Origin of the sequence: Stutzerimonas stutzeri RCH2, from assembly GCF_000327065.1 — a bacterium.
In the GTDB taxonomy this organism is placed as follows: Bacteria; Pseudomonadota; Gammaproteobacteria; order Pseudomonadales; family Pseudomonadaceae; genus Stutzerimonas; species Stutzerimonas stutzeri_AE.
On sequence record NC_019936.1, the window covers coordinates 2,334,280 to 2,354,174 of the forward strand.

Here is a 19,895-nt window from a genome sequence, read left to right on the forward strand (position 1 = left end):
GGAGGCCGGCCATGGCGCTCGAAGACTACCAACGCATGCGCGACTTTGCCGCCACGCCGGAGCCCGCCGGCAAGGCACGGCCGAAGTCGCGCAAGACCCAGGCGTTGCAGTACTGCATCCAGAAGCACGACGCCACCCGCCTGCATTATGACTTTCGCCTGGAACTGGACGGTACGCTGAAGAGTTGGGCAATCCCCAAGGGGCCCAGCCTCGACCCGAGCGTGCGCCGGCTGGCCGTGCATGTAGAGGACCATCCGCTGGAATACGCCACGTTCGAGGGCAGCATCCCGGCGGGCCATTACGGTGCAGGTGATGTGATCGTCTGGGATCGTGGCGTGTGGATACCCGAGGGCGATCCGCGCGACGCGTATCGCAAGGGCAAGCTCAAGTTCGCACTTGAAGGCGAAAAGCTCGCCGGCAGCTGGAACCTGGTGCGCACGCAGATGGACGGCAAGAAGGAGCAGTGGTTCCTGATCAAGTCCCGCGACGAGGCAGCGCGCGACGAGAGCGACTACGACATTGTCGCCGCCGAGCCGGATAGCGTGCTCAGCGACCGTACGCTGGTGCCGCGCAAGCGTGGGGCGAAAGCACGGGTTGCTGAGTCACCGCCGAGTCCGGTCAAGGCGCCAGCCAAACAACGGGCGCCACGTAAGCAGAAGGAAAAGGTCGCGCTCGACGGGGCGCTCCCGGCCAAGTTGCCGGAGAGTTTCAAGCCGCAGCTGGCCACGCTGGTCGATTCGGTACCGGCGGGTGACTGGCGCTACGAAATCAAGTTTGACGGCTACCGAATGCTCGCGCGCATCGATGCCGGCGAGGTCAGACTATTCACCCGCAACGGCCATGACTGGACGGCGAAGATGCCACAGCAGGCTGCCGCACTCGCCGGCCTGGGGCTTGAATCCGGCTGGCTGGATGGCGAAGTCGTGGTGCCGAACGAGGAGGGCACGCCGGATTTCCAGGCGTTGCAGAATGCGTTCGAAGCCGGACGCAGCGGCAACATTCTTTATTACCTCTTCGACATCCCCTACCTGAACGGCATGGATCTACGCGACGTCCCGCTGGAACAACGCCGCGCCGCGCTGCGTGAAGTGCTGGAACGCAGCGACAGCGAGCTGCTGCGCTTTTCCGAGGATTTCACCGAACAGCCGGACAGCATTCTCGAAAGCGCCTGTCAGATGAAGCTCGAAGGCCTGATCGGCAAGCGCGCTGGCAGCACCTACACCTCGAAACGCAGTAGCAGCTGGGTCAAGATCAAGTGCAGCAATCGGCAGGAATTCATCATCGTCGGCTACACCCAGCCCAAGGGCACCCGTACCGGCTTCGGCGCGCTACTGCTCGGGCTGCATGACGAGAAGGGCAAACTGCTTTACGCGGGGAAGGTTGGCACCGGTTTCAATCAGGCAACGCTGCAAGGCTTGCACAAGCAGCTGAAGAAACTGGAAACCGATAAGAGTCCGCTGGACAAGGCTGCGCCTGCAGCCGATGTGCGCGGCGCGCAGTGGCTCAAGCCCGAGTTGATGTGCGAAGTCGCCTATGCCGAAATGACTCGGCAGGGGGTGGTCCGCCATTCGGTGTTCCATGGCTTGCGCAGCGACAAGCCGGCCGAGGCGATTACCCATGAACGGGCCAAGCCGGTCGCCAGTCAGACGAAGGCGAGCGCAGCGCGCCAGCCCGACTCCATTGGCAGTGCGCGGATCAAGATATCCAATCCGGAGCGGGTCATCGACCCCAGCAGCGGCATCAGCAAGATCGAGCTCGCCCGCTTCTATGCGCAGATCGCACCCTGGGCGTTGCCGCAATTGCAGAACCGGCCTCTGGCGCTGGTCCGCGCACCGGAAGGCATCACCGGCGAGCTGTTCTTCCAGAAGCACGCCGACAAGTTGGCCATCCCGCATATCACTCAGCTCGACCCGGCGCTCGACCCAAAACATGGCGCGCTGCTGGTGATCGACAGCGTCGAGGCGCTGGTGGGCGCGGCACAGATGGGCACCATCGAACTGCACAGCTGGAACGCCGTGGCGCCCGACCTGGAGCACCCGGATCGCTTCGTGCTGGATCTCGATCCAGACCCGGCCTTGCCGTGGAAGCGCATGCTCGAGGCAACCCAACTGACTCAGACGCTGCTGGACGAGATCGGGCTCGCGTCGTTTCTCAAGACCAGCGGCGGCAAGGGCTTGCATATCGTCGTACCGCTGGACAGCGTGCATGACTGGACGGAGGTTAAAAGCTTCAGCCAGGCCATTGCCAGATATCTGGCGAAACTTCTGCCGTCGCACTTCTCAGCAGTCAGCGGCCCGAAGAACCGCGTCGGACGCATCTTCATCGACTATCTGCGCAACAGCCGCGGCGCCAGCACCGTAGCGCCGTATTCGGTACGCGCCCGCGAAGGCCTGCCGGTTTCCGTGCCCATTCACCGCGAAGAGCTGGCAGACCTCAAGGGCGCCAACCTGTGGACGGTGCGCAACCTGCTCGAGCGCCTACAGGAACTGGGTGACGACGACCCATGGGCGAACATCGGCACAACCCGTCAGCGCCTGACCAAGCAGATGCGCGAGCGTCTTGGCGTGAAGGATTAAGCCGCCATCCGTCTGAACGCGGCCTTGGCTACACCGAAAAGGCGATACCCGCTTGGGCGCGCCAGGCAAACAATCGGCCTGTCAGGAGAGGCGAAGGCAAGGGATGCGCCAGAGAAGGCCAGCATGACGTCGGCCAACAACAATAATTCAAAGGAGTGTCCGTATGTTCGCGCATCAACCGCTGATCGCCGCCATCCTGCTCGGCTCGTTGCCGGGCCTGGCCCTGGCTCAGGCCGTCACCAGCCAGGCCATTACTACCCAGAACGGGAGCGACAACGAGGCCATCCTCGAGCAGAGAGGTGGGTGGAATTTGTCGAACCAGCTGCAGCAAGGGGAGGGCCACTTTTCACGAGTCGAGCAGGATGGCGACAGAAACTCCGCGCAGACTTCCCAGCTGAGTCTGGATAATCACGTGGAGGTGCTCCAGAGCGGATCAGCCAACCAGGTGACCGTCGTGCAGGTCAGCGACTCCTTCTATGGGCACTCGGCATCGATCGTTCAGCTCGGAGCCGCGAATGTCGCAGAACTCGAGCAGGCAGAGGGCAATGGATCGCAGGCCACGATCCACCAGCAGGGCTCGGGCAATACCCATCGCGTAGAGCAGCTGTACTACGCCAGTCGAGTGGATAGTCGCTCGTCCGGTACCGACAACCTGACCGAAATTACCCAGAACGGTGCTGCCTCCGCCACTACCCAGCAGTTCGGCAGCAACAACCGGATCACCATCGAGCAGAACGTCTATCCCTACGGCGGCGGGATCAACGTTTACCAGGATGGCACTTCGAATGAAGCGAGGGTCAGTCAGTACGGAGGGCGTTATGACACCGGGGACGTCGCGCTGAGGCAGGTCGGCAGCGCCAACGATGCGCAAGTGGTGCAATGGGGTGGGTTCAGCAACCTCACCTTTACTCAGGATGGCGTTGGCAACGAGCTGACGGCCAGGCAGTCGACACGCAGCGGGACGATTCGGGGCAGTTCGGTTGGCAACGACAACCGCGTCAACATCGACCAGAGTTTCGACGGCCCGGTGCTGGACATTACCCAGAACGGCTGGGCTAACGAGATCGACGCGGTGCAGCACGTGGGCTATGGCACAGCGTCGATCAGCCAGATCGGCGATCGCAACATTGCCGTGCTGAATCAGGTGCCGGGATACCCGCTGGAGTCGACGAGCGCCGCGATTATCCAGAACGGCGTCGGCAACAGCGCGTCGATCACCCAACGCTAAGCCGTACCGACGAGGACGCGCGCCACGGTCTGGGCCGTTGACGTTGCCAGAGTGCATGCCATGCAGTGGTCGCCGGCCATGCATGCTTTCACTAGCTGCGAGCGCGCTTCATGCATGCGAGGTGCCGATCATTGACCCGGTTGGCGAACCAGGCGGTGGTCAGGTTGCGGGTGATCTTCGGGCTCTCCAGCCGGATGCCTGGCAGCACCGCCCGAGGCAGCGGCTTGCCGGCGCGCTTTTCGGCCAGCGCGAAGACCTTTTCATATAGGTCGGTTTTCTCGAAACCATGGGTATCACCGCGCTCCAGCGCATTGCGAATTGCTGTCTCGCTCATGTCCAGCTTGCCCGCCAGCGCGCGAACCGCACGCTCGGTCTGGCCGGCCTTGCTGCTGCCGTGAATGATCAGGTCGCCGTCGAGAGCCAGCTTGATGCCACTGGCACGGCTTACTGCGGCCTGAAACGCGGCGTTGCGACTGGCGTACCAGCCGGCATTGAAGTCAGCGAAGCGGTACAGCGGTTCGCGATAGCTGGTCGGGTAGTCGAGCAGGTGGGCGATACCGAAATACATGCCACCGCGACGCGTGAAGACTTCGTCGCGAATCGAACCTTTCCGTTCATAGGGGTAGGTCCACCTGCGGTCCTCGGCAAAGGCGATGCTGACCTGCATCGGACCACCGGTCTTGACCGGATTGAGCGTGCCGAACAGTTGCTTGCCGAGCGGCATGATGCCGAGGAAGTCATCGAAGATCGCACTTAGCTGCTCTTCAGTGCGCACGGCCGCGAGACGCTGGCTATAGGTCTTGCCGTTGGGGGACTTCACGTCCAGCGCCGCATCCACCATGAACCGCGGAACGTGCAGGCGGCCGGCACGGAGGTAGATTTCATCTCGCGCAATCTTCGCCAGGCCGGGCACGGGCGGGGTCGCCTGGAATGTCGATTCCTGCACGGTCACGGCCAGTACCGAGCAGATGTTCTCATCGTTCGGCGGGATATCCAGCGCATCGAAGGCTGCGTAGATGTCCCGCGCCCAACCTTGGCGATCGGGAATGTTGGCGGGAATCAGACGAGCGATCTTGGCCCGGACTTCTTCCGGCTTGGGCGCCGGAATCTCCGGCTGCTGGGTGCCACAACCGGCAAGACCCAGCACCGCCGCTGCGCCGATTGCCGCCAGGAGCGAGTGGCGCACTGGTCGGGTAGCGAAAGGCCGGCCGGATGGGTCCGGGCACGCTGTGCGGCAGGTTGAAAGCGGAATGGTCATGCGGTCCTGAATGTGATGGGTACCTTGGGCTCGGACAGTAAAACAGCCGAAACCGTTCTGGCTCTTTCAGAAACCGCTTTTCTAAACCGTTTGGCGCGCTCGCCGAACACAAGCGTGCACCACGTTGTGACACGCCGTCATCGGCGTACGCCTAAACGCACCGGCCCGCGCCGCCCTAGAAATCGTGGCAGTCAGGCCCTTGGCGCAGGTACGTCGTTTCGTGGGTTTCGCCCTTGGAGTCCACATAGGTCATCCGGGCCGTCACGACCTCGCAGCCGCCGGCAGGTACGTCCATGGATATGACCTTGGCGATGTCGAGTTTGTCGCCATATTGATAGGCCTTGGGTTCATCGGCGGCATACGCCAACTGGGCACTGAGGGCCAGGCCGGCAATCCAGATCAGTTTGTTCACAGATAACCTCCAGAGCGCCTGCTCGCCCAGGTCGTTGTGACGGCGAAGGCAGGCATTTCTTTGCATGCAGCGCCCACCGGATGGCAGGCGTCGGGAAATAAACGAGGCTGCCACGAGGGAAAGCAGCCAAAAGGTGGCAGGACGGCCGATCGAAGGAGCACTCGACCGAAGAAGGAGCGGACTGCTTCTAGCGTCCGTTGCCACCCGTGGATTTTAGTGGGCGACCAGAAGGGGAAAAACCGCGCCAGCGGTGAAGCACCTTTACCCGCCGCGCAACAATCGTTCAGGCCCAATGCGCCGGGTTCTGCAGGATGCCGTGATAGCTGGCGAATGCGCGTGGCAGCTCCAGGGCGAGAAAGTCGACCCAGGTCTTGATCTTCGCGTCGAGAAACCGCCGGGACGGGTAGAGCGCGTGGATCTGCTTTTCCTGCAGGCGATAGCGGGGCAACAGGCGCAGCAGTGCTCCGCGCTGCAGGGCCGGAGCAGCGACATAGTCGGGCAGCAGGCAGATACCCATGCCGGCTTCTGCTGCGCTGGCCATGGCCTCAGCAACGTTGACCTTGAACGCTTCGCAAGGGCGAATCACGTCCTCGATACCATCTGCGAAGAAGCGCCATTCATCTGCGAATACCGGGTCCGCCAAGCGCAGACAGCGGTGCCGCTGCAGGTCGCTCGGCTGCCGCGGCACGCCATGCTGCTCGAGATAACCGGGCGCCGCGCAGACAACGTTGCCAACCTCGCCCAGCCGCTGGGCGATCAGCTCCGAATCAGGCAGCTCGCGGGAAAGCGTGATGATGACGTCGAGGCCCGCTTCCAGCAGGTCGGGCTGATGTTGCGAAAGGGTCAGGTCGAGGCTGACGTCGGGATAGCGCTCACCGTATCTACCCGCCAGTCCCGCCAGCAGCTGGATGCCCAGACCGGTCGTAGAGTGCACCCGCAGGCGCCCGCGCGGAGTCAGATGCGCCCCGCAGGCTTCTTCCTGCGCCTGCTCCAGTTGCGCCAGGATCTCGCGCGATCGTTCGAGAAAACGCGCACCGACCTCGGTCAGCGCCAACCGCCGCGTGGTGCGGTTGAGCAGGCGCGCGTGGAGGTGGTTCTCAAGCTCCGCCACCAGGCGGGAAACCTGCGCGGTGGACGTGTCGGCCAGCTTCGCCGCGGCGGTGAAGCTGCCGGCGTCGACTACCCGGACGAATACCCGCATCGCTTGCAACATGTCCATCGAGTAAGGCCTCTGTGGGTTATTGGCCAGGCACGCCCGGCGATGGATTTTCAGCGTGCGCCGATGCGGTTTGCGTGCCTTGCCAGCCGCCGCCCAGCGCGAGGAACAGGTTCACCTGGTCTTGCGACAGTTGGGCTTGGGACGCCGCCAGGGCGGCTTCGGCCGTTGCGAGGGTGCGCTCGGCGTCGAGGCTGTCGAGATAGGCCAGTCGTCCTTCCTGATACAGACGGCGCGTGTGGTCCGCGGCGTCTCGCGCGGCATCGCGCGCTTCGCGCAGCGCTTGGTCTCGATGCAGGTCGTGAGCGTAGTGCGTGAGCAGGGTCTGGGTTTCCCGCAGTGCGTCGAGCACAACTCCGTCGAAGCGGGCGAGGGCGGCAGCGGCTCCGGCCTCGGTGGCGCGAACGCGCGCGCGATCGACCCGAGTCGGAAAATGCCAGCTGATCGACGGGCCGAATTCCCAGCGGCGGGTTACCGGATTACCGAGGTGTTCGAGCATTCCGGTGTAACCGGCCGCAGCGCCGAGACTGACCTGCGGATACATCATCGCCGTGGCGACGCCGATCTGTGCCGTAGCGGAGGCGAGTGCGCGCTCGGCCGCACGGATGTCCGGGCGGCGCTTGAGCAGGGCGGTGCCATCACCCAACGGAATCGCCTGGCGCAGCTGCGGTGCGTGACTGCAGGCGGTAACCGTCTCGGGAAGGGCTCCGGGCGAGCGACCGAGCAGGGCGGCGAGCTGATACAACGCGGCCGCCTTCTTCGATTCGAATGGCGGCAGCTCGGCACGCAGAGCCTCCAGTTGGGCGTGGGCGCGAGACACATCGACTTCGTTGCCACGACCACCTTCGAACAGACGCTCGGCGACATCCAGCTGTTGCCGCTGAATCGCCAGTGAATGCTTCGCTATCGTCAGTTCCTCGCTGGCATGACAGGCCGTCATGTAGCTGCGTACCACCCCGGCCACTGCAGTTATGCGGGCCGTGTCGAGCAGCGCCGCACTGACGTCGGCATCGGCCCCCGCAGCTTCCGCGGCGCGATGCAGCTGACCGAACAGATCGAGCTGGTAACCCACGCTGAGGCCGGCGTCGGCGAGGTTCATCACTGGAAGTTTTTCCTCCAGGGCCAGGGCTTCGCTGGACAGCTGGCCGCGTGCAACCGAGCCGTTGCCGCCGACCACGACCTCCTGCGCGTGGTGTGCCATCTGGAAGCCCTCATAGGCGCGACGCAGGTTGTGATACGCCTGGCGCACGTCGGCATTGCCGATCAGGGCTTCACTCACCAGCTGCTCGAGCGTCGGGTCGTCATAGAGCTGCCACCAGTCGTCCGGCAGCGGCGCCTGTCCGACCCGCTCGTTGCCGGCCAGATCGAAGGACTTCTGCGCAGCCGCCTGCAAGGCCACAGCTTGGTCTGGCACGCGGTAGTCCGGGCCAACCGCGCTGCAGGCGGCGAGCAGCGCAGTCAGCGCGAACGGCAGTGCGTATGCCGCGCGACTCATTGGCTGACCGTCGCCGATTTGTCGCGCGGCGACGGCAGCACTGACAGCGTCGCCGTACGGCCGACCACCAGGCGGATGTTGCTCTGCTGGCCTTCGTCCAACACCACGCGAACCGGAATTCGCTGCGCCAGGCGCACCCAGTTGAAACTCGGGTCGATATTCGGCAGCAGCGAGTTGCCGCGCACACGGTCGCGATCCTCGATGCCTGCGGCGATGCTCTGCACATGGCCGCGCAGATGCTGCGCTTCGCCCATGATGTGGATGTCCACCGGCTGCCCGATCTCGATGGCGTGCAGCTTGGTTTCTTCGAAGTAGCCTTCGACGCGCAGTGAATCGGTATCGACGATAGACAGCACCGGCGTACCGGTTTTCACGTAATCGCCCACGCGCATCGTCTGGTCGCCGAGATAGCCATCCACCGGGCTTAGCACGGTGGTGCGTTCGAGATCCAGATGCGCCACGCCAAGGGTGGCTTCAGCCGTGGCCAGGGCGGCAGCGGCGCGCTTGACCTGGGTGTCGCCAATCTCCACGGTTTCCGCAGCGATCAGGTCTTTCAGCATCCGATTACGCCTGGCTTCGCGTTGCGCTTGGTCCAGCTGAGCGCGGCGTTCGAGCACTGTGGCGCGTGCTTCGTCGACCGCCAGTTCGAAGCGTGCCCGGTCGATCACGAACAGCACCTGGCCGCGGTTGACCTTCTGGTTGTCGCGCACGTGCAGTTCGGTCACCAGCCCGGAAACATCCGGTGCAACCTGAATGATGTCGGCGTGCACGTGGCCGTCGCGGGTCCAGGGTGCCTCCATGTAGTAATCCCACAGGTGTAGGCTGACGACGACGGCGATGACGACCGCCAGCAGGGTCAGCAGCACCGAGCCGGCGGCGGGTATCCATTTCTTCACGATTCACATCCGGGGAAGGAGATTGAACAGGGCCCCGAGCACGATGATGTACAGGGCGAGGTTGAACAGCGGCGGATGCCAGACCCAGCGATAGAAGCCGGTACGCTGCAGCACGGTGGCGAGCAGGCTCTTGATACCGTAGGCGGCCAGCATGGCAACCAGCAGGACCGGCACATAGACGCCGTACACATCGAGGTGACCGGTCATGCGTGCGCTCCAGCGGGGGAAAGGCCGGCTGCGGGTGGCAGGCCTCCCGGTGCCGCACGCACGCTGGCCGATGCGTCGGCGAAAAGCGCCAGCCGCAAGCCGTGCACCACCTGCGCCGCCCGGTGTGCGCTAGGCGAAGCATCGCACTGCAAATCCAGCAATGCGGCCTCGAGGGCGTCGCGTAAGGGCTCCGGTGCTGGCAGTTGGCTACGCGCGGTGGCGCACGCAAGGAAATGCGCGCGGATCATGCCCAGCACCGGCTCCAGCTTCTGCTCGATGGCGGGTGCTGGCCGCAGTTCACGCAGTTCCAGCAGGCGAAAACCGACACGCAGCTCGCGCGTGGCGTCATTCAGCGCCAGGCGATCGTCATCCAGCTGAGCCAGGCGTGGCAGCAGCTGGGCGATACGGTCGATGAAACTCGAGGCATCATCGGCTTCGTTGCGCCAACGTCGCAGGTCTGCCAGCGCCGCCAGGCTCAGCCAGCCGTGGCGTACCAATCGCCGCGCAGCCCAAAGCGTACCGAACGGCCGGGTCAGGCGAGCCCAGACGAACGCGAAGAGCACGCCCAGCGCAGTGGACAGCGCGATGTCGGCAAACAGCTGGAAATCGGCGCGGTAGCTGTCCTGAAGGGTGATGTTGGAGATCGTCTGCACCGCAATCACGATCACTGTTCCGGCGTGTTGCGGTCGACCGGCGAGGGTGCCGAGCAACAGCAGCGGCACGGCGAGCAGGATGGCCAGGCTGCCGAAATCGTGCACGTTGGGCATCAACGCGAAGAGGTAGACGCCGGCAGCCGTGGAGGAAATGAGCGTGGCGACCAGAAACGACTTGATGAACGGCGCCGGATTGTCCTGACTGGCGAAGAAACAGCCTGCCACCGCGGCGATGAACACGCCGCTATAGCCGTGCTCCCAACCGGAAACGAACCACAGCATGCTCAGACAGAACACCGACAGCGCTACCGAAGCCGCGGTGAATGCCAGTAGGCCGTAGTCATAGTGGCGTGGCCCGCCGACCAGTTGCTGTACGTGATAGCGCAGCGCCGGTGCCGCCTCGGGATGGCCCTCATGGAACTGCTGGTAGAGGTCGAGGCAGTCCTGCCACAGGTCGATCAACGCGCCTAGCTGGCGCAGGCCGCTGTCGATCGCCAGGGCATGCGCCGGATGGCTGTCGCCCAGCCAGGCTGCCAGCTGCAGGCTGCGTTCGCGCAGATGCTCGCCGTGCCCAGCCTCGGCATCGGACTGAATCCAGCGATCCACCTGCTGCAGGTAATCCACCAGTTCCGGCAGCAAGCCCTGTAGCTCAGCCTGAAGCCGGTGCAGCGAGTCCGCGGTGGAGATCAGCTGCGGCATCAACATCGCCATACGCGCGCGAAATTCGCGAGCATGGACGGTGGAGAGATGACTGCTGCTGTCGTGGCCCAGATGGCTGATCATTGCGTCCAACCCCATCACATCCACCAGCAGCGCATTCAGCGCACGTTGGTCGGCTTCGCCCAGGTGCTGGGTATTGAGCATCCGGCTGACGGCACCGCGCCCATCGCGCAGCAGCAGGTGCATCTTCGCCGCGAGGGTCGGCGCGATGCGGCTGGGAAACAGCACGGCGTTTACCACGCTGGCGCAGACGATACCGAGCAGAATCTCCTCGGAACGCGCCAGGGCGACATCGAAGATGGTCGATGGGTGATTGACCTCGGCGAGACTGATCAGCGGCACCGTATAGGCGGCGAGTAGAAAGATGTAACTGCGTGGCGAGCGGTCCAGCAATGAGAGAAAGAGCAGGGCACCGATCCACAACGAGATCGCCAGGCTCAGCATCAACGGTTGCTGAGCGAACGTTGGCAGAAGCACGACCGATGCGGCTGCACCGAGCAGCGTGCCCAGCGCGCGATAGATCGCCTTCGAGCGTGTCGCCCCGGACAGCGGATGCGACACGACGTAAACCGAGGCCATGGCCCAGTAAGGGTTTTCCAGCGGTATCGCCAGAGCGATGAACAGAGCAAGCAGGGCGGCAATCAGCGCCTTGGCCGAAAACAGCCATTCGCGCCAGGTTGGCATATTCATAGAGTTCGTTTTTTGGGGCGTGGGCCAGAGGCGGGAGAGGGCGCGGCCGTCACGCTGCAACACAGATGGTTACATTTAACGTCAAAGACGTATGACAGACTGAACAACCACTAGGACGATTAATGCATTTTTCCGCGCCGGATACCGGCACCACGGCAGGAATTCATGAGCAAACGCATTCCCAACTACGCCTTGTACGGCCAGGCTGCATTGCCCGTATGGCAGGACCTGTTGCATCTGGAATGGATCAACGAACGCGGCGACATGCATCAGCGCGAAATCAAGCCGCATCAGCATGACTCACTGTTGCAGATCGTCTATGTACGAAGTGGCGAGGGCGAAGTTTCCCTGGAGAACAGCCGAATGGGCTTCCATGCGCCGTGCCTGATCCTGCTGCCGCAGCGCACCGTGCATGCCTTTCGCTACAGTCCCGAAACCGACGGGCCGGTCATCACGGCAGCACAGCGACCGCTGGAGTCGATGGCGCGGATTTTGTCCAGCGACCTGCTGGCCTTGATGCAACGTCCGGCAGTGGTGCCGCTGCGGTGGGATGCAGACGGCGAAGAGCCGATATGGCCGCTGATCCAGCTGATCCAGACGGAAGCGCACGGTCAGGAACGCGGCAATGTCGCCGCGGGGCACGCATTGTTGCTCGCGTTACTCGTACATGTCGTCCGGCTGGAACAGCCAGTGCCGATAGCTCGCCCAGCCAATGGCAGGCGGTCCCAGCTGCTGATTCAGTTTCGCGAGTTGGTCGACACGCATTTCAGACAGCATTGGCCGCTTGGTCTGTACGCCGAAGCGCTGGGAATCACGCCAGCCACACTGGGCCGAGCCACCCGCGAAGGTCTGGGTGAATCACCGACTGCGATCATCAACGAGCGAGTCGTTCGCGAAGCACAACGTCAGCTGGCGTATACCACGCTCGACATCCAGCAGATCGCCCGCGACCTGGGGTTCGACGACGCCGCATACTTCAGCCGTTTCTTTCGCAAGCAGACCGGACTCAAACCCAGCGAATTTCGCTCGGCGTTTCGGAATGCGGAAACTATTCAGCCGAACAGCCAGCATGCGCAGGCAAAGCATTCACCTGAGAGCTGAAGCGCTTTGGATATTATTGAGGCGAAAAGCTGGAGGTGATCTGGTGGTGGGTAACGTCTAAGGCGTAATGTAGTATTTCGCATAATGGATGGCCTTATGTTGAGCGGTGTCCGGACAATGCCTCTGGCTCCGGGCGCCGGTTAACATAGGGCCGATTATGCGCTGCGCTATCGATCTCGAATCCCGCCTCATCAAAACCGCCGAGCTGTATGCGCCGGGCCGCAAGGGTTCCGACGCCGTGACTTGGATTCTCGACGACTACCCACGACTTGTTGCCGAGATCCGTGATCTGAGAAAGCGAGTCGCCCAGCTCGATGACGAAGGTGCCCAGCTCGATGCAGTCCTTCAGGAGCTGCGTCAGATCGCTGAGCGAATCAATCATCTCTGACCTGTCCCCCTGGCCTCGACCTCGCCGCTCGCGGCGATTAGTCGCCTGCACTGCTTCCTGTCGTGCTGCATAGCGCCTGCGACGATACCCCCGAAGGGGCCGCAACCATCGACCCACAAAAAAGCCCCCAGCGGCCTGTATGGCCCTCTGGAGGCTTCTCGCGATCTTCGTCCCACCGTCCCCCCACCAGCTCAACCCGCGCCCCGATCTGCCCAAATGGAACAGCTCCAGGGCTTCTCTCTGCCGCTCTCCCAGGATCATCAGCACCGCTGACGGTTAGGTCACGAAGTTGCAGTGGTTCCGCCGCGCTTTGGCTTCACCGGCGCAGCCGGGTCCACCATCTCTAATGGTGGACTCTTGTCTCATGGTGAGACTTTTGGGGTGGTTTTCAGACTTCCAGCTCTAACGTCAGATCGCCCGACGCGCTGACCTTCGCGCATGGCGTCGCCTTCTCCAGGATGAAATGCGCCAATTCGCTGTCTTTGATTGGCATGCGTCCCTGCCTGACCAATAACTTATTGATTTCTATGCACTTTTGTCTAAGCGCTTCTTGCTCTGTATTCGACAGACGCAGGGTGGCAGGCATCGTCAGTTGACCCATATCAAATTCACCTCGTGAAGTGTACGTGCATGCATGTGATTTGTATTGACGCATGCAAGTTCACCGGTATACATTCCGCCGCAATGTGATTTGCATGCATGCATGCATAGGCGAATGGACTTCACAAATGCTCGACAAAATCCACCTCTTCGTACCGTTTCGGGTCGATGCCATCGCTACCAGCACCGGTAAGCGCGGCAACGAGCTGTTGGTGGTCGATCTGGAAGCCCTGGGCGTTCCGCTCCGTGCTACCAGCGTCCTTTCGGACGGGAAGGGTGGTTATCAGGTCGAGGACATAAGCCACGCTTGGGAATCTCTCTCCACTGGCTTTACGCCGTTGGCGTTCAAGGTCTTTCACCAGTCGCTCGGCAAGCGCATTCAGCCCGGCGTCGAGCTGAAAGCCAGCCCTGCGAAGCTGCTCCAGGGGCACAACGTCTTCGGGCCTACCTCGATCCGCAAGGGCGGGGAGGTCATGTTGAAGTGGCTTGCCGGCTCATATCCGAAGCTGTGGGCCTTGCTGGACTGGCAGGCTGCTGAGGTTTACGGGATCGACTGCACCTATTCCGCTCGCCTGCCCGATCAGCGCACCGCGCTACAGCTCGTCCAGGCACTTCGCGGCGTTAGCAACGGCCAGACTCGCAACCGTGGTGACGACTACGAAACCACGGCTTATTGGGGCTCCAAGGAAACCCGCCTGCGCAAGCTCAAGGCGTACCTCAAGGGCCCTGAGTTTCGCCGCCAGCTCGATGATGCCATCAAGGCCGCCAGAGCCTATGGCGGTGCCAATTTCGTTCCCTCCCAAGCGTTCGCAGCCCACCGGCTGCTCTCGGTTCTCCAGAATCCCGCGCTCCAGGAGTGGGCCGAAAACCTCCTTCGTCTCGAAGCCACTGTCATGCACCGCTGGCTCGAACGCAGAAACATCCCGACGAATCTATGGGCCCTTTGCGACTACCAGGAACGGCTGGAAGAGCAGGGGAGTTGTTTTATTCAGTGGTGTTGGGAACAAGTAACTAAAGAACTGTTTGCGGCCTTTGAAGGTATCTCCATGCGAGTAATTAATGACGAAAAAGTGCTGGCCGCACTTAAAGCCCGTTGGACGAAGTTCGGAAAGAACGGGAAAGCCAATGAGACAGTTGCTCTCAACCTGTTTCGCACATATCGCAGTATCAAGGATTACGGTTGGCAGGAAACCATGGACTCTATGTCTCGTGCGACTTTCTACCGCCACGTTGATCAGATTTGCGAATGCGGACTTTCAAAAGCTGCACTTCAGAAGTTGAAGATGGACGATCAGAAGAACAACGTTGTTCCGATCCTGCGCTTCCTGCAAGTTGACTTCAGCGCTCAGCGTCCTGGTTGGTACGTTGAGCCGTCCGTGGAGGCTGCATGATGCGTTCTTGGGCCTATCTCCGCGGCTTTCGTGATTACCGGCCACGCCGCATTTATTGCAATCCGTACCTGCTTTGCAGTTACGACTACAACGAATATGAGCGTGGTTGGTTTCAGGCTCATAAGCGCACCGGGCTTTTTTCATGATCGCCGCGACTATCAACGCCCTGGTCGTCACTATGTGCGGACTGTTGGTAATTCACTTTCTCGGGCGCTGGGCCCGTTCATAACCGAGGTAATCACCATGCTTGTACAACTGGGCCTGTGCAAAGGCGTCACTTCCAAAGAAAAGCAAAACGGCATCATCGAACATTACTTGGTCCTTACCGCTCCAGGTAAAGACCAATTCGGTCAAGAAACCGAACAGTCGGTCGGCCTGAAAGTCTCCAAGCGTCAACTCGATTCAGGCATCGAGAATGCCTATAAGAAATACATCGGCCAGCAAGTTGCTGTTCCGGTATACGCCAAAGCCTGGAAGTCCAAAACTGGCACCGCTTTCGGCATGGACCTGTGGCTCTCCGATGACGGCCTGCCTGTTCCAGTTCAGCGCGTACAACCGCGTCCTGCTGCTGTATCTGGCGGCAACTGATGACAACCGGCGCTCTCATCTGTGAAGGCCAAGTAACCATCGCAAATGATGGCGCTCCCCTGTGTTCTGGTATGTGGCAATTAATGGCACTACCACAACCTTTCGACCCATCCCAGTTACAACCTGCCGAACTGGGCGCATTGTTTGGGTACGGCTTCGGCTTAGTTGCTGGCTGCTGCATCCTGGGCATTGTGGGTCGATTGTTTCTTAACGCTATATACAACCCAAGCAAGGAGTAACACCATGGAAGCAATGATCACTGCAATTACCGGTGCTGTTGACTGGGCTGCTGTTATCACTGGCGCTGGCACCATCTTTGGTGCGCTCGCCCTGGTCTATGTCGCCTTCAAAGGTGGCCAGATGCTCGTCAACGTCCTGCGCCGCGGTTAATCCAGCGTGCGTTGAACTGGGGGCCTCGGCCCCCTTTTCTTTTTCGGCGGGGGATATTCAATGGCCGATTTATATCAGTGGACGTTCTTTGTTCTCGGTTGCGTTTGTGGTTACGCCATCTTCGGGAGGCTCTAATGTTCCGCCTTCTATTAGCTTTTTCTCTCTTGGTCATATCCATCACTGCAAAGGCTGAATCCTACTATTGGATCATTTCCTTTCCTGCTGACAATGCTAGGTACGTCACTGCTGTTGCGGCTTGTAATGCAAACCATACCTATTACCAGCAACTTAACCCCGGTTACGACAGATATGATCAAAGGGTTGTAGTTGGTGAAACTTCATTTTATTGCGAAACCACTGGTTTGCGGCGTAATGCTCAGGGTGTATACGAGCCGTATGGTAGATGGGGAAACACTGCTAACCGTCGTGGAGATTCTTGCCAGCCGGGTGAAAACTACGACCCTAATGTTGGTGGTTGTGAGGTTCCCCCAGGTGAAATGGGCGAAGCGTGTGAAGGTCCTGATCCTGGCTTAACTAAGTTCGGCTATGTCTACAACTCCCAAGGCCAGTGTGTTGACTACACCCGAGCCGATACAGCATCACAATGCAAACTACTCGCTGGAACGTCAGCACCAACTAAGATTGCGGTTGTATTTAACGATGATGGATCGCCTCAGATCCCGCCGCCAATGAATGTCGGTGGCTGCGCGGGCATCGTTGCCTCTGTGGAGCATTGCGAAATGGCACCAGTTCGCTGTGGTGGTGCGTCTGGTAATTCCTGCATGCAGTCTAGTGTCAATACCTGCAAAGTCCTTGTTTCGTTCTCTGGCGCTGTCTCTGGTGACGGTAAGCCGCTTGTCATTAAGGGGCATGAAGGCTCCGAAGAGGGCGTTTGCCAGCCGGGAGATGCGTGTGATCCTGCACCTACGCCAATTCAAAATGAGGAAAAACCCTGTGTTTATGTCGAGGACGGGGAAGGTAGGCGTGTTTGTGATTCCAATAAATGGACGGGGCAACCCGGTGAAAAAAGCTGCGGTACTGTCAATGGTCAGCTTACTTGTATAGGCAAATCGCCGACATCGAACGGCATCAGCATTGGTACTGTCGTTGAGGAAAAAGCCAACGTCGACGGCACCAAGACAGTTACTAAGACCGACGTTCATAACGAAACCAAGTGCATTGGTGCGGGTAGTTGCAAGACCGAAACCACGACCAACAAAACCGTCATCGTTAAAGACTCTGCGGGTAACACTATCGGGCAGTCTGGAAGCTGCACCGGTCCTAAGTGTGCAACTGATGGCAAGGGCGACAAGAATGGTGATGGTCTTGATGATTGTAAGTCGGGCGAGGATTGCACCGATGAAGAGGAGTTCGAAGGCCCAACTAACGGCGACGCTGGAAGTTTTGGCGATAGCCTTGGCAACTTCACCTCACGTGTTAAAGGCGCTCCGATCATTGCGTCCGCATCAAGTTTGACGTTCGCGTCTGGCGGCTCGTGCTCGATGCCTTCTTTCTCTGTGCCAGTTCTCGGCACGCTTTCGTTTCAGCCTATGTGCCAATGGGCAGCTGATTGGTTCGCACCAATTAAAATGATCATGCTCGCGCTTTGGGCGCTTGTTGCTGTTCGCACCTTCTTGGAGGCCTAATTATGCTTGCCGACTTCGCGCAGTGGCTCAAAGACTTCTTCCTTTGGTTGCCGCTCAAGATATGGGAAATGATGCTCGATGCTCTCGCGAGCGTCATTGAGGCTCTTCCTGTCCCCGACTTCATGTCGAACGCTCAAGGTTATATGTCCAGCGTCGGAGGTAATGTTCTTTGGGTGCTTGATCTGTTTGCCGTTCCCCAGGGCATGGGCATGGTTATGGCGGCTTTAGTGCTCCGCTTCATTGTTCGCCGCATTCCGATCATTGGGTGATATATGGCTATCGACGCTTATGTTGGCCTTCCTGGTAGTGGCAAAACTTATTCGGTCGTTAAGTTTGCGATCCTGCCCAGCCTCAAACAGGGCCGTTTAGTTATCACGAACATCCCCCTCACTGATCTTGCCCATCAGGATTACCCCGACCAGATACGCCAGCTCCCGCATAACTGGTATCAGGATGAGAAACTGTTTGAGACTGTCCCTAATGGCGCTGTTGTTGTCCTCGACGAACTTTGGCGTCGATGGCCGAAGGGCATGCCCGCTGCCAAGGTTCCGTTTCGCGATAAAGAGTTTCTCGCCGAGCATCGGCACTTGGTAGACGAGGAGGGCAACAGCACCCGAATCGTCCTCGTTACTCAAGACCTGGACCAGATTGCCGCTTTTGCCACCATGCTTGTCGATACCACTTATCAGAGCGTCAAGCTGTCCGCCCTCGGAGCTAACAAGAAGTTTCGTGTTGATATCTACCAGGGCGCAGCAAAGGGTCAGAGGCCTCCTAAATCTCGGCTTCTTCGCTCGACTTATGACCGCTACGAAAAGTCGATTCACCAGTACTACCAGAGTGCTACCAAGAGCCTTACGGGCGTTGTTGGTGACGAATCCAGGGCGGACAAGCGTGCAACCATCTGGCGATCGCCGCTCATGATCTTCACCTTGATATCTCCGTTTCTGATTGGCTTCCTGGTCTGGCAGATCGTGCAGTTTTTCGGCAACGGCATGAGCTTCTCGAAGCGGGAACCAGAACCCGACCCAGTTGAGGCTCTAGCCGATATGCCCCTGGTCAACCCTATGCCTGCCGATCTGGCTCCTGCTGTTATCCAACAGCCGCAACAGACTCAACCGGCGCAGCGTGGTTATTCTGCCGTCTGGCGTGTCTCTGGCCACATCAAGCGCAAAGACCCTGACACGAACAAGATGCGTGACGTGGTCATGCTTTCGTCACTCAGTGGCATTCGATATGAGCCTATGGAGAACTGCGAGCCCATCAGCATGGGTTTCGAATTCCAATGCGAGGTTGACGGTGATTTGGTCACGCCCTGGTCTGGTCCGATCAACCAGAACATGACGGGCTATGTTCTTGGAGGGGCAACCCAATCCGTTGACGCTGGCAAGCAAGCGGTAGGACTTGGCGGCGAGCGTAGCGCTGCCGTCGAAGGACGCACCGCGCAGCCATCCGTTAATCCGATCTGATGCATACGACTCTTCATCGCACACGTTCTGATTGGGCGCTTCGCATAATGGATGGCCTTATGTTGAGCGGTGTCCGGACAATGCCTCTGGCTCCGGGCGCCGGTTAACATAGGGCCGATTATGCGCTGCGCTATCGATCTCGAATCCCGCCTCATCAAAACCGCCGAGCTGTATGCGCCGGGCCGCAAGGGTTCCGACGCCGTGACTTGGATTCTCGACGACTACCCACGACTTGTTGCCGAGATCCGTGATCTGAGAAAGCGAGTCGCCCAGCTCGATGACGAAGGTGCCCAGCTCGATGCAGTCCTTCAGGAGCTGCGTCAGATCGCTGAGCGAATCAATCATCTCTGACCTGTCCCCCTGGCCTCGACCTCGCCGCTCGCGGCGATTAGTCGCCTGCACTGCTTCCTGTCGTGCTGCATAGCGCCTGCGACGATACCCCCGAAGGGGCCGCAACCATCGACCCACAAAAAAGCCCCCAGCGGCCTGTATGGCCCTCTGGAGGCTTCTCGCGATCTTCGTCCCACCGTCCCCCCACCAGCTCAACCCGCGCCCCGATCTGCCCAAATGGAACAGCTCCAGGGCTTCTCTCTGCCGCTCTCCCAGGATCATCAGCACCGCTGACGGTTAGGTCACGAAGTTGCAGTGGTTCCGCCGCGCTTTGGCTTCACCGGCGCAGCCGGGTCCACCATCTCTAATGGTGGACTCTTGTCTCATGGTGAGACTTTTGGGGTGGTTTTCAGACTTCCAGCTCTAACGTCAGATCGCCCGACGCGCTGACCTTCGCGCATGGCGTCGCCTTCTCCAGGATGAAATGCGCCAATTCGCTGTCTTTGATTGGCATGCGTCCCTGCCTGACCAATAACTTATTGATTTCTATGCACTTTTGTCTAAGCGCTTCTTGCTCTGTATTCGACAGACGCAGGGTGGCAGGCATCGTCAGTTGACCCATATCAAATTCACCTCGTGAAGTG

Annotated in this window: 20 protein-coding genes; 9 read left to right on the forward strand and 11 right to left on the reverse strand. The window is 60.3% G+C overall.

Features of this window, described 5'->3' with window-relative positions:
• Nucleotides 1-11: 11 nt before the first annotated feature.
• Nucleotides 12-2,576: a DNA ligase D gene (gene ligD / locus PSEST_RS10640; RefSeq protein ID WP_015276997.1), complete on the forward strand. Its 2,565-nt coding sequence runs from the start codon at nucleotides 12-14 to the stop codon at nucleotides 2,574-2,576.
• A 163-nt stretch (nucleotides 2,577-2,739) separates the two neighbouring features.
• Nucleotides 2,740-3,804, forward strand: coding sequence for a curlin associated repeat-containing protein (locus PSEST_RS10645; protein ID WP_015276998.1), 1,065 nt, complete (start codon nucleotides 2,740-2,742; stop codon nucleotides 3,802-3,804).
• 91 nt (nucleotides 3,805-3,895) lie between these two features.
• On the opposite strand, the gene PSEST_RS10650 is transcribed toward PSEST_RS10645, so the two are convergent.
• The 7 genes from PSEST_RS10650 to PSEST_RS10680 form a co-directional block, all read right to left on the reverse strand.
• The gene (locus tag PSEST_RS10650) at nucleotides 3,896-5,062 is read right to left on the reverse strand and encodes a DUF1615 domain-containing protein (RefSeq protein WP_015276999.1); all 1,167 of its coding nucleotides are present in this window, start codon (nucleotides 5,060-5,062) and stop codon (nucleotides 3,896-3,898) included.
• A 175-nt stretch (nucleotides 5,063-5,237) separates the two neighbouring features.
• Nucleotides 5,238-5,474 (reverse strand): DUF2790 domain-containing protein, encoded by a 237-nt coding sequence (locus PSEST_RS10655; protein WP_014820223.1) that lies wholly within the window; start codon nucleotides 5,472-5,474, stop codon nucleotides 5,238-5,240.
• Nucleotides 5,475-5,757: 283 nt separating this feature from the next.
• A complete protein-coding gene (locus tag PSEST_RS10660; protein ID WP_015277001.1) occupies nucleotides 5,758-6,693 on the reverse strand; it encodes a LysR family transcriptional regulator in 936 nt (311 codons plus the stop codon).
• A gap of 19 nt (nucleotides 6,694-6,712) precedes the next feature.
• Nucleotides 6,713-8,185 carry an efflux transporter outer membrane subunit gene (locus PSEST_RS10665; RefSeq protein WP_015277002.1) on the reverse strand — a complete coding sequence of 491 codons (1,473 nt, stop codon included), beginning with the start codon at nucleotides 8,183-8,185 and terminating at the stop codon, nucleotides 6,713-6,715.
• Nucleotides 8,182-9,081 (reverse strand): HlyD family secretion protein, encoded by a 900-nt coding sequence (locus PSEST_RS10670; RefSeq protein WP_015277003.1) that lies wholly within the window; start codon nucleotides 9,079-9,081, stop codon nucleotides 8,182-8,184. The genes PSEST_RS10665 and PSEST_RS10670 overlap by 4 nt, the downstream gene beginning before the upstream one ends.
• Nucleotides 9,082-9,084: 3 nt before the next feature.
• Nucleotides 9,085-9,288, reverse strand: a complete 204-nt coding sequence (locus PSEST_RS10675) for a DUF1656 domain-containing protein (RefSeq protein WP_014820227.1) — start codon at nucleotides 9,286-9,288, stop codon at nucleotides 9,085-9,087.
• A complete protein-coding gene (locus PSEST_RS10680; protein WP_041756619.1) occupies nucleotides 9,285-11,351 on the reverse strand; it encodes an FUSC family protein in 2,067 nt (688 codons plus the stop codon). Before PSEST_RS10680 ends, PSEST_RS10675 begins: the two co-directional genes overlap by 4 nt.
• Before the next feature lie 165 nt (nucleotides 11,352-11,516).
• On the opposite strand from PSEST_RS10680, the gene PSEST_RS10685 reads away from it, so the two are divergent.
• On the forward strand, nucleotides 11,517-12,452 hold the full coding sequence (locus tag PSEST_RS10685; protein WP_015277005.1) for a helix-turn-helix domain-containing protein: 936 nt from the start codon (nucleotides 11,517-11,519) through the stop codon (nucleotides 12,450-12,452).
• A 94-nt stretch (nucleotides 12,453-12,546) separates the two neighbouring features.
• On the opposite strand, the gene PSEST_RS22100 is transcribed toward PSEST_RS10685, so the two are convergent.
• Complete coding sequence (locus PSEST_RS22100) at nucleotides 12,547-12,834, reverse strand: hypothetical protein (protein ID WP_157372390.1); 288 nt, start codon at nucleotides 12,832-12,834, stop codon at nucleotides 12,547-12,549.
• A 394-nt stretch (nucleotides 12,835-13,228) separates the two neighbouring features.
• The gene (locus PSEST_RS10695) at nucleotides 13,229-13,441 is read right to left on the reverse strand and encodes a hypothetical protein (RefSeq protein WP_015277007.1); all 213 of its coding nucleotides are present in this window, start codon (nucleotides 13,439-13,441) and stop codon (nucleotides 13,229-13,231) included.
• Between the two features lie 127 nt (nucleotides 13,442-13,568).
• Here PSEST_RS10695 and PSEST_RS10700 point away from each other — a divergent pair, with 127 nt between their 5' ends.
• From PSEST_RS10700 to PSEST_RS10715, 6 genes are all read left to right on the forward strand, one after another.
• Complete coding sequence (locus tag PSEST_RS10700; protein ID WP_015277008.1) at nucleotides 13,569-14,831, forward strand: phage/plasmid replication protein, II/X family; 1,263 nt, start codon at nucleotides 13,569-13,571, stop codon at nucleotides 14,829-14,831.
• Between the two features lie 243 nt (nucleotides 14,832-15,074).
• Nucleotides 15,075-15,419 carry a DNA-binding protein gene (locus PSEST_RS10705; RefSeq protein ID WP_015277010.1) on the forward strand — a complete coding sequence of 115 codons (345 nt, stop codon included), beginning with the start codon at nucleotides 15,075-15,077 and terminating at the stop codon, nucleotides 15,417-15,419.
• 243 nt (nucleotides 15,420-15,662) lie between these two features.
• On the forward strand, nucleotides 15,663-15,809 hold the full coding sequence (locus tag PSEST_RS22105) for a hypothetical protein (protein WP_015277011.1): 147 nt from the start codon (nucleotides 15,663-15,665) through the stop codon (nucleotides 15,807-15,809).
• A 134-nt stretch (nucleotides 15,810-15,943) separates the two neighbouring features.
• Complete coding sequence (locus PSEST_RS21750; RefSeq protein WP_015277012.1) at nucleotides 15,944-17,455, forward strand: hypothetical protein; 1,512 nt, start codon at nucleotides 15,944-15,946, stop codon at nucleotides 17,453-17,455.
• A gap of 2 nt (nucleotides 17,456-17,457) precedes the next feature.
• Entirely contained in the window at nucleotides 17,458-17,724 is a 267-nt protein-coding gene (locus tag PSEST_RS10710) for a DUF2523 family protein (protein WP_015277013.1), read from the forward strand.
• A gap of 3 nt (nucleotides 17,725-17,727) precedes the next feature.
• Nucleotides 17,728-18,921, forward strand: a complete 1,194-nt coding sequence (locus PSEST_RS10715; RefSeq protein ID WP_015277014.1) for a zonular occludens toxin domain-containing protein — start codon at nucleotides 17,728-17,730, stop codon at nucleotides 18,919-18,921.
• A 57-nt stretch (nucleotides 18,922-18,978) separates the two neighbouring features.
• On the opposite strand, the gene PSEST_RS22110 is transcribed toward PSEST_RS10715, so the two are convergent.
• Both PSEST_RS22110 and PSEST_RS10725 read right to left on the reverse strand, forming a co-directional pair.
• Nucleotides 18,979-19,266 (reverse strand): hypothetical protein, encoded by a 288-nt coding sequence (locus PSEST_RS22110; protein WP_157372390.1) that lies wholly within the window; start codon nucleotides 19,264-19,266, stop codon nucleotides 18,979-18,981.
• A gap of 394 nt (nucleotides 19,267-19,660) precedes the next feature.
• Entirely contained in the window at nucleotides 19,661-19,873 is a 213-nt protein-coding gene (locus PSEST_RS10725) for a hypothetical protein (protein WP_015277007.1), read from the reverse strand.
• Between the last annotated feature and the right edge of the window lie 22 nt (nucleotides 19,874-19,895).